Consider the following 16,988-nt stretch of genomic DNA (forward strand, 5'->3'; position numbering starts at 1 on the left):
ATCAAGGATAGATAATGCAGCAAACTGAGCAAACGCTGGTTGAACAATTACACATCACTGAAGCTGAAATTGAGTTCCGCAAATCCCTCTTTTCCCTGTCAGACAGCGACATCGAGGCCTTAACTCAATGTAAAAGACTGATCGAAGACAACATAGATGAGTTAGTCGAATCCTTTTACAAAATGCAAACGGACATTGCCGAAATAGCCCTGTTAATTGGCGATTCCGATACGCTCATGCGTTTACGCAATGCCCAAAAACAATACGTACTCGACTTATTCAATGGCAATGTTGATCTTGAGTATATTAACAATCGCCTACGGATTGGCTTAGTACACAAACGCATAGGTGTTGAACCTAAACTATATCTCTCTGCAGTCCACAGCTTAAAATTTCTAATCATTGAGATGCTGACCAAAACCATTAACGATACTAAGCAGCTACGGGCGGTGACAGTAGCCTTGGATAAATTAGTCTTGTTTGACGTCAACCTAGTCTTTGATACTTACATTCGCAGCCTAGTATCAGAGATCAAGAGCGCCAAATTAAAAGCGGAATTGTACGCCCAAAACATGGAAAACATGGTTAAAGATAGAACCCGCCAACTAGAAGAGTTATCGCAAACAGATCCATTAACTTCCTTACTCAATGTTCGTCATCTGGATGAAATTGCCAATCGATTATTTAAAACGGCACAGCGCCGTCAAGAGTTTGTGTGTGCGATTTATCTGGATATCGATAATTTCAAGCTGATTAATGATACCCTCGGCCATCAAGCGGGTGATGATACCTTATGCTTGGTAGCCAACACTATCCTAGCCAATACCCGCGTTGAGGACTATTGTTTTCGTTATGGCGGCGATGAGTTTCTTTTATTATTACCGGCGTGCAATCACCAGCAAGCTGAAGCAGATTTCATGCTTAGAATCCTCAAGCATATTGAGGAACAAACAAATACTAAAGTCCGCCTTAGTTATGGTATCGCTGAAACAGGCCCTGAACAGTTTTGTTCTACCAAAGAGCTAATCCAAGCTGCCGACCGGCAGATGTACAAGATGAAACGCAGCGCCAAGAGTGACTAAAGTAAATCCTAACACCGTCAATATCATATTGGTTGGTCATGTAAATAGCTGCATGTTTCACGTGAAACACTGTTAGCCCGTCATCGAAAACTCAGGAATCTTAAGTCATTTCCTTGGCATATTTGAGGCGCGAGAGTAACATTACTTCATTAATATTTCGGATTATGCTGTTATGTCGACTCCCTTTGATCAAGCGCAACACCAGTTAGATACCCTTGGGCTTCGTTGTCCAGAGCCGGTCATGATGATACGTAAAACCGTCCGTCACATGGCCGAAGGTGAAACTTTATTGATCATCGCCGATGATCCAGCGACTACTCGAGATATTCCGAGTTTTTGCCAATTTATGGACCATACCCTTATTTCAAGCGAGACAGCCACCGCCCCCTACCGTTATCTTATTCAAAAAGGAACCTAACCATGAAGCTCATCGGTATCGCTTATAAATCAAAAAAGTCTGGGCCGATGATGACGCTCACCCGCGCGGATGTCAGTCTTGAACATGGGGTCGCACAAGATGTATTTGGCAAGCCGGGTAAGCGACAAGTCACAGTGATGTCACAACCGCAATGGCAACAGGCATGCGAGCAAATCAATATGGATCTCGATTGGCTGTGTCGGCGCGCCAATTTACTGATCGCCGATTATCAATTTAGCCCCGCAGATATGGGTAAACACATCTTGATTGGTGCCGAGGTTAAACTGTTAATTACCGGCGAAACCGACCCCTGTTCAAAAATGGAAAAACAAGCCAGCGGTTTACTGCAAGCACTGTTGCCTGACTGGCGCGGCGGCGTGACCTGCCGAGTTATCTGTGCCGGCCAAATACACCACAATGATGCCATTCAAATCGTTTAAACCAGCTGCTACCGAATAAGCGCAGCTCGAGTTGCATTTATTCGGTAAATCAACCGCCCAACTTGTTGCTAAAAAATGATAATGACGTAAAGTTGCTGTCAAATAATAAAGCAATAACAATGGAGTGGTTATGAAAAAGCGTCTACTTACCCCACTTGCGTTAGCCATCGCATTTAATCTTCAAGCAGATCCTAGCCCTGAGTGGCAAGTGAATGCTCCAACCAATGCCCCGCTAGAAATGGTCAACATTCAAGTGAATGAAGGCACCTGGATGAATATCAGCAGTAGTCCCGACAATCAATATATTGTGTTTGATCTACTAGGTGATATTTACCGCATTCCCGTTAAAGGCGGTAAAGCCGAAGTCCTCGCCAGTGGTATTGCTTGGCAAATGCAGCCTGTGTACAGCCCAGACGGCCAATACATTGCATTTACCTCTGATGAAGATGGCGCGGATAATATTTGGGTAATGAATGCCGACGGCACCAATCCACGTGCGGTAACTAACGAATCATTTCGGTTATTAAACAGCCCTGCTTGGAGTCCTGATTCGCAATATCTGGTCGCTCGCAAGCATTTTACCGCACAGCGCAGTCTCGGCGCCGGTGAAGTCTGGATGTATCACTTGGCAGGCGGAGAAGGGATTAAGCTCACCGAACGTCCGAATGATCAGAAGGATTTGGGTGAACCGGCTTTCTCGCCGGATGGCCGCTATATCTACTTCAGTCAAGACGCCACCCCGGGTAAAACCTTCCATTATTCCAAAGACTCAGTACAAGGCATTTACAAGATAAAACGCTACGACCGCCAAACTGGGGACATTGATGTATTACTCGAGGGAAGCGGTGGCGCAATCCGTCCAACTCCCAGCCCTGATGGTAAAAAGCTTGCCTTTATTCGCCGTGATGGTTTTCAATCAAGCCTCTATTTATTAGATCTCGAGTCAGGCCAGGTGGATAAGTTATATGGCGATCTTGATCGAGATATGCAAGAAACTTGGGCAATCCATGGCGTCTACCCACACATGAGCTGGCGCCCCGATAATCAGGCCATTCGCTTCTGGGCCAAAGGTCAAATTCATGAACTCGCCCTTAATGATGGCACAACTAAGGTCATCCCTTTTAGCGTAGATACCAGTCTCAAAGTACAACCTGCGGTACGTTTTACTCAAGATCTCGACCAAGACAGTTTCCCAGTCAAAATGTTACGTATGGCGCAGGTCTCACCCAATGGCAAGCAACTTGTCTTTGAAGCATTAGGGAAACTGTGGATTAAGACATTACCCGATGGCAAGATAAAGCGCCTGACCAAGGGTAAAGACGATGAACGCGAATTATTTCCGCAGTGGTCGCGCGATGGCAAATCAATTGTCTTCGCCAGCTGGGATGATGTTAAGCAAGGTGCACTTCACAGCATTAAACTGTCATCAGGTAAAGTGAAAACCCTCACAGATAAGCCCGGGAAATACGTCGAACCCACCCTTTCCCCAAATGGTGAGATCTTAGTATATCGCCAAGTAAAAGGCGGATATATCACCCCAACCACCTGGTCACAAGAGCCCGGTCTCTATGCCTTAAACCTCAAGACTAAGCAACGAACTAAGCTGGATACCTCCGGCTACCAACCCCAATTTGGCGCTGATAATAACCGCGTCTATTTTATGGAACAAGGTGAAACACCTCAGTTAGCCTCGGTGTCGCTGAGCGGACATGACAAGCGAGTTCACTACCAAAGTCAACATGCCACCGAATTTAGAGTATCGCCCGATGGTCAGCAATTAGCATTTGCCGAACGGTTTAAGGTATTTATTACCCCTTTCGCTAAGCATGGCGAAACCGTCGACATTGGTCCCAATGCCAACAACTTACCCGTGGTGCAACTCAGTACTCGTGCCGGCGAAAACATTAGCTGGCGCCAAGATAATCAGCAGTTATATTGGACCTTGGGCCCTGAGCTCTATCAAGTGGATATCGACAGCGATTATCAAGCTGACGCTTCTGCGGAACCGACTGTGACAGACATTGGTTTTGAGCAAAAAGCTTACGTTCCACGTGGAACAACCGCCTTTGTTGGCGGTCAGGTCATTACCATGGACAAGGACCGGGTTATTAGCGATGGGGTCGTCATCGTCACAGACAATAAAATTGTCGCCGTTGGCCAACGCGATCAAACCAGTATTCCTAACGATGCTAAGGTTATCGATATCAGTGGCAAGACCATTATGCCGGGGCTATTTGATGCTCATGCTCATGGCGCTCAGGGTGAAAATGAAATTATCCCGCAACAGAACTGGGGTAACTTTGCCAGCTTAGCCCTCGGTGTTACTGCTATCCATGATCCATCCAACGACACCACCGAAATTTTTGCCGCCAGCGAGCAGCAAAAAGCAGGTAATATCGTTGGCCCGAGAATTTTCAGTACCGGCACCATTCTTTACGGTGCCAATGCTCCTGGCTATACCTCACACATTGATTCACTCGATGATGCTAAGTTTCATCTAGAGCGCCTCAAAAAAGTCGGAGCTTTCAGTGTTAAAAGTTATAACCAACCCCGCCGCAATCAACGACAACAAGTCATTGCCGCCGCCAGAGAATTAGAGATGATGGTGGTGCCAGAAGGTGGCAGCCTGCTTCAGCACAACTTAACGATGATTACTGATGGTCATACCGGCATTGAACATTCCCTACCTGCCGCTGCAATATATGACGATATTAAGCAACTGTGGCAGCAGACTGAGGTCGGTTATACCCCAACCTTAGTGGTCGCTTACGGTGGTATTTGGGGAGAAAACTATTGGTATGATAAGACCGACGTGTGGGCGCACCCACGACTATCTCAGTTTGTTCCCGACTATATTCTCAAGCCACGAGCCATGCGTAGAACCACGGCGCCCGATGAACACTATAACCACTTCAATGTGGCCAAGGTTGCAAACGACTTAGGTAAACTTGGGGTCAAATCCAATATTGGTGCTCATGGTCAACGGGAAAGTCTTGGTGCTCACTGGGAAATCTGGATGTTTGAACAAGGCGGCATGACACCACTCGAGGCCTTGAAAACGGCAACCATTAACCCTGCCATTCACTTTGGGATGGATCATCAATTAGGATCAATCAGTCCTGGAAAACTGGCTGATCTCATTGTTATAGATGGCAACCCGTTAGCTGATATCCGCGACTCAGATAACGTGACATACACCATGGTCAATGGTGCGCTATTTGATGCCGAAACCATGAATGAACTTAATGGGCAACAACGAACTAAGCAACGCTTTTTCTTCGAATAGCACGCTACTCGGTTAACGTCTCTTCAGGGTGTTTCACGTGAAACACCCTATTTTTTTGGGCAACAATCGAAATAACAAGGACAGTTGATCAGATGATCGTTCACCATACCGACGGCCTGCATAAAGGCATAACAAATGGTTGGGCCAACAAAATTAAAGCCAAGCGCCTTTAGTGCTTTCGACATGGCTTGTGATTCTCGAGTCTGGGCGGGTACCTCGGCCAAGGTTTCAAACTGATTAATGAGCGGTTGGCCGCCCACAAAGGACCACAAAAATTCAGAGAAACTATGTTCACCATTCTTGGTAAAAGCTAGATAGGCCTTTGCATTACCAATAATGCTATTGACCTTCGCCCTATTACGAACAATTTTTGGATCTAGTAATAAACGCTCAACATCTTCAGCCGTCAATGTGGCTATTTTATCAGGCCAAAAATCAAAGAAAAGCTCTTCATAGCCTGCCTGTTTTTTTAAAATGGTTAACCATGATAAACCCGCCTGTTGGCCATCCAAACACAACTTGGCAAACAATTCACGGTCATCATAAACCGCTCTTCCCCAGACGTGATCATGATACTGCTGATAGAGAGGATCGTTAGATACCCAAGGGCAAGTTTGATAATTTTTCGTCATGGATGACCTCAACCAGTCAATTGTCATTAAATACGTTAAAAATTAGCCTACATAAGACCCAGACGACAAGGTATAATTTATCTCATTTTCTATGACAGCCCGAAGCAGTGGATATGACTAGCAAACATGACGTAAAAACCTTTCAAGGGTTTATCCTGACCCTTCAGGAATATTGGGCACAACAAGGCTGTGCCATCGTTCAACCGCTGGATATGGAAGTTGGTGCCGGTACCTTTCATCCAATGACATTCCTGCGTTCATTGGGCCCAGAGCCGAATAACAGCGCTTACGTGCAACCATCACGCCGACCAACCGATGGTCGCTATGGTGAAAACCCTAATCGTCTCCAACACTACTACCAATTTCAGGTCATGTTGAAGCCTTCACCAGATAATATTCAAGAATTATATCTGGGTTCATTAGAAGCGTTAGGCATTGATACACAAGTGCATGATATCCGCTTTGTTGAAGATAACTGGGAATCCCCAACTTTAGGCGCTTGGGGCCTCGGTTGGGAAGTCTGGTTAAACGGCATGGAAGTGACCCAGTTTACCTATTTCCAGCAAGTGGGTGGCATTGAATGCTCACCGGTGACCGGTGAAATCACTTATGGTCTTGAACGTCTTGCCATGTATATCCAAGGCGTCGACAGCGTCTATGATCTGGTGTGGGCTGACGGGCCATTGGGCAAGATCAGCTATGGAGATGTTTTCCATCAAAATGAAGTTGAGCAATCAACTTATAACTTTGAACATGCCGATGTCGATTTCATGTTTACCGTGTTCGATCAGTGTGAAAAAACTTGCATGCATTTATTGTCGCTAGAGAAACCGCTGCCATTACCGGCTTATGAACAAGTGATGAAAGCCTCCCACGCCTTTAATTTATTAGATGCCCGCCATGCTATTTCGGTGACCGAACGCCAACGCTACATCCTGCGCGTACGAACCATGGCCAAAGCCGTGGCAGAAGCCTATTATCAGGCCCGCGAAGCCCTTGGCTTCCCTATGTGTAAGTAAGAGGTATCGCAATGAATGTTGAAAACTTGCTGATTGAAATTGGCACCGAAGAATTACCCCCAAAGTCACTGCGAACCTTAGCTGAATCTCTGTTAGCTAACTTCACTGACGAATTAACCAAAGCCGACTTAAGCTTTACTCATGCCACTTGGTACGCGACCCCAAGACGCTTGGCCATTAAACTGGATGGCTTAGCCTTATCACAAGCCGACAAAGTGGTCGAGAAACGTGGGCCAGCGGTGACATCCGCCTTTGATGCCGACGGTAATCCAACCAAAGCTGCTGAAGGCTGGGCTCGTGGTAACGGTATTACGGTTGCCGAAGCTGAACGCTTAGTCACTGATAAAGGCGAATGGTTAATCCATTATGCCAAAGTCACTGGCGCCCGCACTGCGGAGCTCATCCCTGCGATGGCACAAAAGGCCTTAGATAAATTACCTATCCCAAAGCCTATGCGTTGGGGCAGCAATAAGACCCAGTTTATTCGCCCGGTGCACACTGTCACCATGTTGTTAGGCGAGCAATTGATCGCCGGCGAGCTGCTGGGTATTCAATCGGCACGCACCATTCGCGGCCACCGCTTTATGGGCGAAGCCAGCTTTGAATTGGATCATGCCGATAATTATTTAAGCCAGCTGCTTGAGCGCGGCAAAGTTATGGGCGATTATTTTTCCCGGATGGCAATCATCAAGCGTGACGCCGAACAAGCTGCCGCAGACATTGGTGGTGTGGCAGATATTCAAGACTCATTGCTGGAAGAAGTTTGCTCACTGGTTGAATGGCCAGTGGTATTAACCGCGAGTTTTGAAGAAAAATTCTTAGATGTCCCAGCTGAAGCCCTGGTGTATACCATGAAAGGGGATCAGAAATACTTCCCAGTATTTGATAACAATGGCAACTTGCTGCCTAACTTTATCTTTGTGACTAACATTGAATCGAAAGATCCTAGCCAAATCATTGCCGGTAATGAAAAAGTGGTTCGCCCTCGCCTGGCTGATGCTGAATTCTTCTTCAATACCGATAAAAAACACAGCTTAGCGTCGCGTCTGGACAGTCTGCAATCGGTTGTTTTCCAACAAAAACTGGGGACCTTAAAAGACCGCGTGGAACGCATTTCAGCATTGGCAGCCTACATTGCCACCAGCATTGGCGCCGACAGCCAAGATGCAGCACGCGCCGGCTTGTTATCCAAGGCCGATTTGATGACCAATATGGTCATGGAATTCACCGACACCCAAGGCACCATGGGGATGCATTATGCTCGCCTAGACGGTGAAACCGAAGCGGTCGCTATCGCGATTGAAGAGCAGTATAAGCCTAAATTCTCGGGCGATAGCGTACCAACCAATGGTGTCTCTTGCGCTGTTGCTTTGGCCGAAAAGCTTGATACTCTCACCGGGATCTTCGGTATTGGTCAAGCACCAAAAGGTGCTGCAGATCCTTTCGCGCTGCGTCGCGCCGCCATTGGGGTCTTACGTATCATTGTGGATAACAAGCTGCCATTAGATCTTGTCGATTTGATTGCTCATGGTATTAAATTACACGGTGACACCTTAACCAATATCCAAGCCAATGAAGATATTCTTGAGTTCTTGATGGCCCGCTTCCGAGCCTGGTACCAAGATAAAGGCATTGGCGTCGATGTCATTTTAGCAGTATTAGCACGCCGCCCGACTCGTCCCGCTGATTTTGATGCCCGTATTCAAGCGGTGGCTCATTTCCGCACCTTAGACGCTGCGATGGCGTTAGCCGCAGCCAATAAGCGTGTCAGTAACATTTTGGCCAAGGTTGAGGGTGAACTGCCTCAAACCATTCAAACCGAATTGTTGAGTGCCAAAGAAGAAGTTGAACTTGCCGCCCATTTACGTCAGTTACAGCCGCAATTGGCACCTTTATTTGCTGACGGAGATTACCAGCAAGCCTTAATCTTATTGGCTGGCTTACGTACCGACGTCGACAACTTCTTTGAAGCTGTGATGGTCATGGCGGATGATTTAGCCTTACGCCAAAACCGCTTAGCGCTGTTAAACCAGCTGCGTCAGCAGTTCTGGCATGTGGCAGATATCTCTCTGCTTCAGTAGATTTTGCTCATAAAAAAATACCAGTCAATTGACTGGTATTTTTTTTGCACTATTAATACTCAATCTCAAGCAAGCGCTGGTGGATAACTAAAAAGTCATCGATACTCAAGTCTATGCGGTTGAGATACTTAGGTAAACTCTCGTCATCAAGCCGTTTAGCTTCATATAACATTGAAATTTCACTGATGGCATTGGCTCGCCAAATCACTGCCGCCATACCGCTATCGGGACGACCGCTAACATTGGCTAATATTTCCAGTTGTTCAGAGTAAATCGCGGGTAATTGCCAACACTTTGCCAACGTTGCACTGAGCACTAAGCTGCGACTGGTCATCGCCTGTCTAAATAGATTCGAGCGCGGTTGCTCACCAGCGTCAGCGTGAATAAAGGCATCAATTAAAATTTTAAAGATAGCAATTTTACCGACATCATGGAGCAGGCCCATTAAAAAAGCAGTATCACCATCGTCTTCAGCCATTTCTCCGGCCAACAACGCCACCTGCAACGAGTGATGCCAAATTTGGGCACCGAAACGTCGATAGTAAATAGGTTTAATATCAATAACTTCTTTAACCATGCTCGAGGTGATAAACCGCCTTATTTGGTCTCGTCCGAGTGACACCAAAGCCTGCTGTAAATTGGTCACGTCGTTGCTACCCCGCCTAAAAGCAGGCGAATTACATAGCTTGAGCACTTCGACACTAATGACCGGATCTTGCTGCAACATTTTCAGCAAGCTATCAGTATCACACTCAGGATCGGCGAGCTTATTATCAATATCGATCACTCGGCTCGATAACTTAAGAATATTATCGGCAATGGCTTGAGGATCTCTCAGGGCTTTGGCGACGTTCTCAATTACTTGTTTTTCGAGATTATTGGCCACCCCACCCGTGTCGGTTGAATTCACTTGAAACAACAGGCTATAAAACATTGCCGTTGAATCTATGCTACTAATCAATGTTGACTCAGCGTTGTTCGATTGAGGTGACGCTTTAGCGGCTAAAGTTTGAGATTGCTGAACATCCTGCACGGCGGCCTGGGATGATCGTTTAGAAATACTGACCTCGGCGTTATCCCTAATATTAAAAATCTTACCAAATATTTTTCTCACTATGCCACCTTGGCTCTTAATAACACCCTGTCGGTTAGTATTAATTTTAGGCAATTTATTTATAAACAAAGGTATTAATTTCCTGTGAATGGACTTTTAAGATGATAGATATTGCCTTGATTCTCTAAGAGTGATGAGGGCAACACCGAATAAGACAGTGGGGAGTGTATTTGTACAAATGAAGAGATTACCCCCCTAATTTGCGATTGAGGAAGTCAATCAAAAAACGCGGCTAATTAGCCGCGTTTTTTAATTAAAGCAATGTATTACACATCGAGGTTAGCCACATTGAGCGCATTGGCCTCAATAAACTCACGTCGAGGTTCAACATGATCACCCATCAAGGTAGTGAATAACTGATCCGCACCGACCGCATCATCGATGGTCACCTGCAGCATACGACGCTGCTCGGGATCCATGGTGGTTTCCCACAGTTGCTCAGGGTTCATTTCACCCAGTCCCTTATAGCGCTGGATATACAGGCCGCGCTGGGCTTCCTGCATCAACCACTCGAGGGCTTCGACAAAGCTAGCAACCGGCTTAGAACGCTCACCACGTTGTACATAACCATTTTCTTCAACCAATCCATCGAGCTCACTCGCTAAACGGACCATCCGCTGGTAATCAGCCGAATTAAAGAAGTCATGCCCCAATAAATAATGAGTATCAATACCGTGCTTACGAATCGTGATTTGCGGTAAATATTGCTGACGCTCAGGATCAAACATGGTTTGTGCTGAATACAATACGCCACTGCTTTCACGGTCACGCAAATCGCTGATCAGCGCATCAGACCAAGCGGTCATTAAGCCTTCATCTTGCAGCATAGTGGCTGATACTTCGGGGTGATAAAGCATGCGTTCAGTCACAATACGTGGGTAACGTAACGACAAGCGCTCAATCATGGCTTCCACTTCACGGAACTGGTTCACTAGACGCTCTAATGGACCACCACTCATTCCAGGAATACCAGGAGCCGAGTATAACGTCGCGCCGTCAAGTGCTTGCGTGGTCAAGTACTGTGTTCTTGCCGCTTCATCTTTCAAATACTGCTCTTGCTTACCACGCTTAACCTTATACAAAGGTGGCTGAGCGATATAGATATATCCGCGTTCAATTAATTCAGGCATTTGACGGAAGAAGAAAGTCAACAGCAAGGTACGAATGTGCGAGCCGTCGACGTCAGCATCCGTCATGATGATGATGTTGTGATAACGCGTCTTATCAGGGTTATATTCATCGCGGCCAATACCACAACCTAAGGCGGTGATCAGCGTGGCGACTTCTTGTGAAGATAACATCTTATCGAAACGTGCTTTCTCAACGTTTAAGATCTTACCTTTCAATGGCAAAATAGCTTGGTTTTTACGGTTTCGGCCCTGTTTGGCGCTACCGCCGGCCGAGTCCCCTTCCACTATGTATATTTCAGATAACCCAGGGTCTTTTTCTTGGCAATCCGCTAACTTACCTGGCAAACCGCCTAAATCTAACGCACCTTTACGGCGAGTCATTTCACGGGCTTTACGGGCCGCTTCACGAGCACGGGCCGCATCAATGATTTTGCCAACAATCAGCTTGGCATCCGCAGGGTTTTCCAGCAGATAATCATTTAGCTTTTCACCCATGGTTTGCTCAACCGCGGTTTTCACTTCACTAGAAACCAATTTATCCTTGGTTTGTGAGCTGAACTTAGGATCCGGTACTTTCACCGAAATAACCGCCGTTAAGCCTTCACGAGCATCATCACCGGTAGCGTTGGTCTTACCTTTCTTATTGAAGCCTTCACGCTCCATATAAGTATTGAGGTTACGGGTTAACGCACTGCGGAAACCGGCAAGGTGTGTACCACCATCACGCTGAGGAATGTTGTTGGTGAAGCAGAAGATGTTTTCTTGGAAACCATCATTCCACTGCATGGCGACTTCAACGGTAATGCCGTCTTCACGATCTTGAGTAAAATGGAAGACATCTTTGTTAACTGGGGTTTTATTGCGATTTAAGTAGTCAACAAAAGCGCTGATGCCACCTTCATATTTGAAGAATTCATCTTTAGCATCGCGCTCATCCACCAAGCGGATGCCAACACCCGAGTTCAAGAAGGATAATTCACGGACGCGCTTAGCTAAAATCTCATAGTGATACAGGGTATCAGTAAAGGTTTCTTTGCTAGGCCAAAAACGAATGGCAGTACCGGTTTTGCTGGCATCACCAATGGCGGCGATCGGCGCGTCAGGCACTCCATGGGTATAAAACTGTTCGTAGACCTTACCATCACGACGAATGGTCATTTGCAGCTTTTCAGATAAGGCGTTTACTACTGAAACACCCACACCATGAAGACCACCAGACACTTTATAAGAGTTATCGTCAAACTTACCGCCGGCATGCAGTACCGTCATGATAACTTCGGCAGCAGAAACGCCTTCTTCTGGGTGAATGGCTACCGGAATACCACGGCCATCATCCTGAACCGATACCGAACCATCGGTATGAATGGTAATAGTAATATCATGACAATGGCCAGCCAAAGCTTCGTCGATAGAGTTATCGACCACTTCGAACACCATGTGATGTAGACCTGTACCATCATCGGTATCACCAATATACATCCCAGGTCTTTTACGTACCGCATCAAGGCCCTTAAGGACCTTAATACTCGAAGAATCGTAACTATTCTCTGACATATTATTCTCTCATCGTGTGTTCAATTTGCGTAACCAGCCCCTGTTCCACATGGAACACCCTGCTCGGTGCTATGTGTAAGCAATCGACAATGGCTGCAGGTTCAATAGCGGTCACAAAAATCTGCGCGCCCGTATCGGTCAGTTGTTTCAGTAATAACTGCCGGTGTTGAGCATCGAGCTCAGAGGGCAGATCATCAACTAAATAAATACTGTTTTTGCCTGTTTGCTGGCGTAATAAACGGCCTTGGGCAATTCGTAAGGCGCATACTAATAACTTCAGTTGCCCTCTCGACAATGCATCTTGGGCGGGTAAATTTGCCACCCGCAATCGCAAGTCTGCCTTATGAGGACCACTTACGGTATGCCCCATCCCCAGATCGCGTAGGTATTGCTGCTCAAGCAACTGATTTAAATCAGTTTTACTATCCCATCCCCGCGTAAAAGATATCTTTAATTGTACCTGGGGTAAAAACTCTTCGATTATACCCTTTAGTCGCTCATTTAACGAGTCCACATAGCGTTTTCTTGCCTCAGTCACAGGCTCAGCATATCGCACTAACTCATTATCCCAATACTGAATTTGCTGATAACTGGCACCGTCACGTAACAGTTGATTACGCTGCTTCATGATGCGGCGAACATTGACCCATGCCGGATAGAAATTGGCATCCGCATGAAAGGTGCCCCAGTCAATAAATTGCCGACGACTCTGCGGCCCTTCAAACAACAATGAGAAACTTTCAGGGGTGATCACTTGTATAGGCAAGGTTTCAGCCAATACCGACAGGCGTTTAACTCGTGAGCCATCAATTTTGACGTCAGTATCACCATTGCGGTGTTTTCTAAAGCCGACTTTGCTGCCCTGAGCAGGGTGTTCTTGTTGCAGCTGAGCAAACAAGGTGAGTTGATCAGCCTCTCGTTGGATAACGCGCTGGGTAATATGACTGCGAAAAGAGCGCCCCATGCCTAAAAAATAGATGGCTTCGAGCACACTGGTTTTACCACTGCCATTGGCGCCATAGATCAAATTCAGCCCATCGCCAGGAGACAATTGGGCTGAAGATAGATTACGAAAGGATTCAATCGTTAAGCGAGAAATGCTCATACTAATGGCAGAGAACTCTGCCATGTTCTCCTACAAACGCATTGGCATGACAACATACATAGAATCTTGATCTTGATAATTTTCGAGTAAAGCACTGGAATTACCATCAATCAGGGTAATACGTACATCTTCATTTTTAAGATTATTCAGCACATCTAAGAGGTAACTGACGTTAAAGCCGATTTCCAGCGCTTGTGATTGGTAATCCACGTCAATTAACTCTTCCGCTTCTTCCTGCTCAGGATTGTTGGCGGTAATTTTCATTAATCCAGGCTCTAACAGCATCCGCACCCCGCGGAATTTTTCGTTAGATAATATTGATGCCCGGGTTAATGCTTGCTTTAAATGATGACGACTGGCAATCACTATCTTATCGCCGCCCTTAGGTAAGACTCGGCGATAATCAGGAAAACGACCATCAACCAGCTTACTGGTAAATACGGCGTTAGCGGTTGTGGCACGAATGGCATTTTCACCAATGGCTAAGGTAATGTCTTGATCGTCTGCATCCATGAGTCGAGCGAGTTCCATCACCCCCTTGCGCGGCACAATCACTTGCTTTTCTGGCAAGTTGGCCTCAATGGTGCGATGACTCAAGGCTAATCGATGACCATCGGTGGCGATAGCCCGCAGCACATTGCCTTCCGTTTCAAGCAATAATCCGTTCAAATAATATCGAACGTCTTGATTGGCCATAGAAAATTGGGTGGCATCAATTAAGGACTTTAATGTGCCCTGCTTGATGGTAAGCGAGATTTCAGCCTGGAAGGACTCAACATTCGGATACTCTTGTGCCGGTAACGTGGCTAAAGAGAACCGACTGCGACCACAACGCAGCAACCATTTGTTGTCCTGTTGCTCAATTTTTATTTCAGTTTGTTCTGGTAAGGATTTTACGATATCCAATAATTTCTTAGCAGGAACCGTGGTTTGACCTTCGACTATATCTCCATGCACCAGCGCTTGACCAACTAGCTCCACCTCTAAATCAGTGCCAGTTAGCGTGAGTGAGTGACCACTAACATCCACAAGGAGGTTGGCGAGGATGGGCAAGTTATGACGTCTTTCAACGGCACCACTGACAAGCTGCAATGGCTTTAAAAGGGCATCCCTATCGATTGAAAATTTCATGGTTTGCTGTTCCCTGCCTAAATTAGGAAGATAAAGTTCTAATCAAGTTAGCATAATCTTCTTTAATGTCATGACTCTCTTCGCGCAATTGCGCGATTTTACGACAAGCATGCAATACCGTCGTATGATCACGTCCACCAAAGGCATCACCGATTTCAGGCAAGCTTTGGTTGGTTAATTCTTTAGATAATGCCATGGCGACCTGTCGTGGACGCGCCACACTGCGTGAACGTCGTTTAGATAACATATCAGCCATTTTAATCTTGTAGTACTCTGCCACAGTTTTTTGAATGTTATCAATAGTGACTAACTTCTCTTGCAGAGCCAATAAATCACGTAAAGCTTCGCGAACAAAATCGATAGTAATCGGTCGGCCGGTAAAATTCGCATTGGCAATGACCCGATTAAGCGCCCCTTCTAATTCACGCACATTAGAACGCAGGCGTTTAGCAATAAAGAAGGCCACTTCATCAGGCAGATTAATGCCACTTTCTTGCGCCTTACGCATTAAAATGGCAACTCGGGTTTCTAGTTCAGGCGGCTCAATGGCAACGGTTAGGCCCCAACCAAAACGCGACTTCAATCGGTCTTCAACCCCATCAATTTCTTTCGGATAACGATCAGAGGTTAAAATAATTTGATGATTACCTTCTAATAATGCATTGAAGGTATGGAAGAATTCTTCTTGAGAACGATCTTTATTAGCAAAAAATTGAATGTCATCGATAAATAACGCATCAACGCTTCGATAATAACGCTTGAACTCTTCAATAGCATTGTTTTGTAATGCTTTTACCATATCTTGAACAAAACGTTCCGAATGCATATAAACCACTTTTGCATTGGGATTATTTTTAATAATGCCATTACCCACGGCGTGCAACAGGTGAGTTTTACCTAAACCCGTACCGCCATAAAGGAACAAGGGATTATAGGCTCCACCGGGATTTTCAGCGACTTGCAACGCTGCCGCCTTACCCAACTGGTTAGACTTACCTTCAACGAAATTATCAAACTGATAAGTTGGATTGATATTACTTCGATGATTAATATTAGTGGTTGTATCACGCTGAGTTTGGAAGCCCGAGGCCACTTGAGGGCGGACCATGGCTGGACCAGAAGTTCTCACTGGGGCTGGGGCTGCAACCGGTTTTGCTGACGGGCGACTACCAATATCAAATCTCAACTTGGGCGCATTACTCCCCAATTGCTCAGTAAAAAACTGATTAATGATATTGATATATTTGTCTCGCACCCAATCAAGAACGAAGCGATTGGGTGCGTAAAGCACCAGTGTCTCTCCGTCCATTTCGGCCTGCAATGGTCTTATCCACATACTGAATTGTTGAGCAGACAGCTCGTCTTGCAGTCGTCCGATACATTGTTGCCAAAGTGAAACCGCCACTGAACTTATCCCCAAAAAGACTCACCGAAAGGATAAGTATTCTATAGGGAGATCGTTAAGATCGCTATCCTTAAAATATATTTATCCCCAAGGAATATCTTGGACCCAAAAAGCCACGATCAGTCAAGATCTAATGCGATCAATTTTATTGATTTCTTAGTAAATTGGCGCTTTGTAAAGGGATCTCGCCTGATCTATAATTGCGGCGTTTGATCTAGATTATTCGCCAATGAAACACCAGATGTAGTGGTACTTCACAGACTTATCCACATTTTCTGGTGTATTTAGCGGAAGATCTTGATTAACTGAGGCGAGAGTATTTCAGTTTCATTTGGGGTTTGTGTTGACGGCCTCCAATAAAGTGATTACAATTCGGCCTCTTTTTCCACCTTAGTCTCAATTTTGACGCTAAGGCACATTAACTAAACAAAGACGGATTGCCATCATGAGTAAACGTACTTTTCAACCTAGCAACCTGAAGCGCAAGCGTTCTCACGGCTTCCGCGCTCGTATGGCTACTGCTAACGGCCGCAAGGTGCTGGCTCGCCGCCGCGCCAAGGGTCGTGCACGTCTGTCAGCTTAATAGCGCAG

Annotated in this window: 13 protein-coding genes; 7 read left to right on the top strand and 6 right to left on the bottom strand. The window is 46.0% G+C overall.

Features of this window, described 5'->3' with window-relative positions:
- The first annotated feature begins 14 nt into the window (after positions 1-14).
- The 4 genes from KU855_RS07865 to KU855_RS07880 all read left to right on the top strand — a co-directional run bounded on the left by KU855_RS07865 (position 15) and on the right by KU855_RS07880 (position 5,226).
- A complete protein-coding gene (locus tag KU855_RS07865) occupies positions 15-1,082 on the top strand; it encodes a GGDEF domain-containing protein (RefSeq protein WP_218529748.1) in 1,068 nt (355 codons plus the stop codon).
- Between the two features lie 172 nt (positions 1,083-1,254).
- Positions 1,255-1,500: a sulfurtransferase TusA gene (tusA, locus tag KU855_RS07870; RefSeq protein WP_218529749.1), complete on the top strand. Its 246-nt coding sequence runs from the start codon at positions 1,255-1,257 to the stop codon at positions 1,498-1,500.
- 2 nt (positions 1,501-1,502) lie between these two features.
- The gene (locus tag KU855_RS07875; protein WP_218529750.1) at positions 1,503-1,940 is read left to right on the top strand and encodes an MOSC domain-containing protein; all 438 of its coding nucleotides are present in this window, start codon (positions 1,503-1,505) and stop codon (positions 1,938-1,940) included.
- Positions 1,941-2,070: 130 nt separating this feature from the next.
- Positions 2,071-5,226, top strand: coding sequence for an amidohydrolase family protein (locus KU855_RS07880; protein WP_218529751.1), 3,156 nt, complete (start codon positions 2,071-2,073; stop codon positions 5,224-5,226).
- A 47-nt stretch (positions 5,227-5,273) separates the two neighbouring features.
- Here the strand turns inward: KU855_RS07880 and KU855_RS07885 are convergent, their stop codons facing one another.
- On the bottom strand, positions 5,274-5,858 hold the full coding sequence (locus tag KU855_RS07885) for a DNA-3-methyladenine glycosylase I (protein WP_218529752.1): 585 nt from the start codon (positions 5,856-5,858) through the stop codon (positions 5,274-5,276).
- A 113-nt stretch (positions 5,859-5,971) separates the two neighbouring features.
- Here KU855_RS07885 and glyQ point away from each other — a divergent pair, with 113 nt between their 5' ends.
- Positions 5,972-6,877 (top strand): glycine--tRNA ligase subunit alpha, encoded by a 906-nt coding sequence (gene glyQ / locus KU855_RS07890; protein WP_218529753.1) that lies wholly within the window; start codon positions 5,972-5,974, stop codon positions 6,875-6,877.
- 11 nt (positions 6,878-6,888) lie between these two features.
- On the top strand, positions 6,889-8,958 hold the full coding sequence (glyS, locus tag KU855_RS07895) for a glycine--tRNA ligase subunit beta (protein WP_218529754.1): 2,070 nt from the start codon (positions 6,889-6,891) through the stop codon (positions 8,956-8,958).
- Positions 8,959-9,010: 52 nt separating this feature from the next.
- On the opposite strand, the gene KU855_RS07900 is transcribed toward glyS, so the two are convergent.
- The 5 genes from KU855_RS07900 to dnaA all read right to left on the bottom strand — a co-directional run bounded on the left by KU855_RS07900 (position 9,011) and on the right by dnaA (position 16,397).
- Complete coding sequence (locus KU855_RS07900; RefSeq protein WP_218529777.1) at positions 9,011-10,075, bottom strand: HDOD domain-containing protein; 1,065 nt, start codon at positions 10,073-10,075, stop codon at positions 9,011-9,013.
- 263 nt (positions 10,076-10,338) lie between these two features.
- Positions 10,339-12,756 carry a DNA topoisomerase (ATP-hydrolyzing) subunit B gene (gene gyrB, locus KU855_RS07905; protein WP_218529755.1) on the bottom strand — a complete coding sequence of 806 codons (2,418 nt, stop codon included), beginning with the start codon at positions 12,754-12,756 and terminating at the stop codon, positions 10,339-10,341.
- Position 12,757: 1 nt separating this feature from the next.
- Positions 12,758-13,861, bottom strand: coding sequence for a DNA replication/repair protein RecF (gene recF / locus KU855_RS07910; RefSeq protein ID WP_218529778.1), 1,104 nt, complete (start codon positions 13,859-13,861; stop codon positions 12,758-12,760).
- A gap of 30 nt (positions 13,862-13,891) precedes the next feature.
- The gene (dnaN, locus tag KU855_RS07915; RefSeq protein WP_218529756.1) at positions 13,892-14,992 is read right to left on the bottom strand and encodes a DNA polymerase III subunit beta; all 1,101 of its coding nucleotides are present in this window, start codon (positions 14,990-14,992) and stop codon (positions 13,892-13,894) included.
- Between the two features lie 22 nt (positions 14,993-15,014).
- The gene (gene dnaA / locus KU855_RS07920) at positions 15,015-16,397 is read right to left on the bottom strand and encodes a chromosomal replication initiator protein DnaA (RefSeq protein WP_218529757.1); all 1,383 of its coding nucleotides are present in this window, start codon (positions 16,395-16,397) and stop codon (positions 15,015-15,017) included.
- Positions 16,398-16,842: 445 nt separating this feature from the next.
- On the opposite strand from dnaA, the gene rpmH reads away from it, so the two are divergent.
- Complete coding sequence (rpmH, locus tag KU855_RS07925; protein ID WP_011758135.1) at positions 16,843-16,980, top strand: 50S ribosomal protein L34; 138 nt, start codon at positions 16,843-16,845, stop codon at positions 16,978-16,980.
- The last annotated feature ends 8 nt before the right edge of the window (positions 16,981-16,988 follow it).

Source organism: Shewanella sp. NIFS-20-20 (assembly GCF_019209865.1).
Lineage (GTDB): Bacteria > Pseudomonadota > Gammaproteobacteria > Enterobacterales > Shewanellaceae > Shewanella.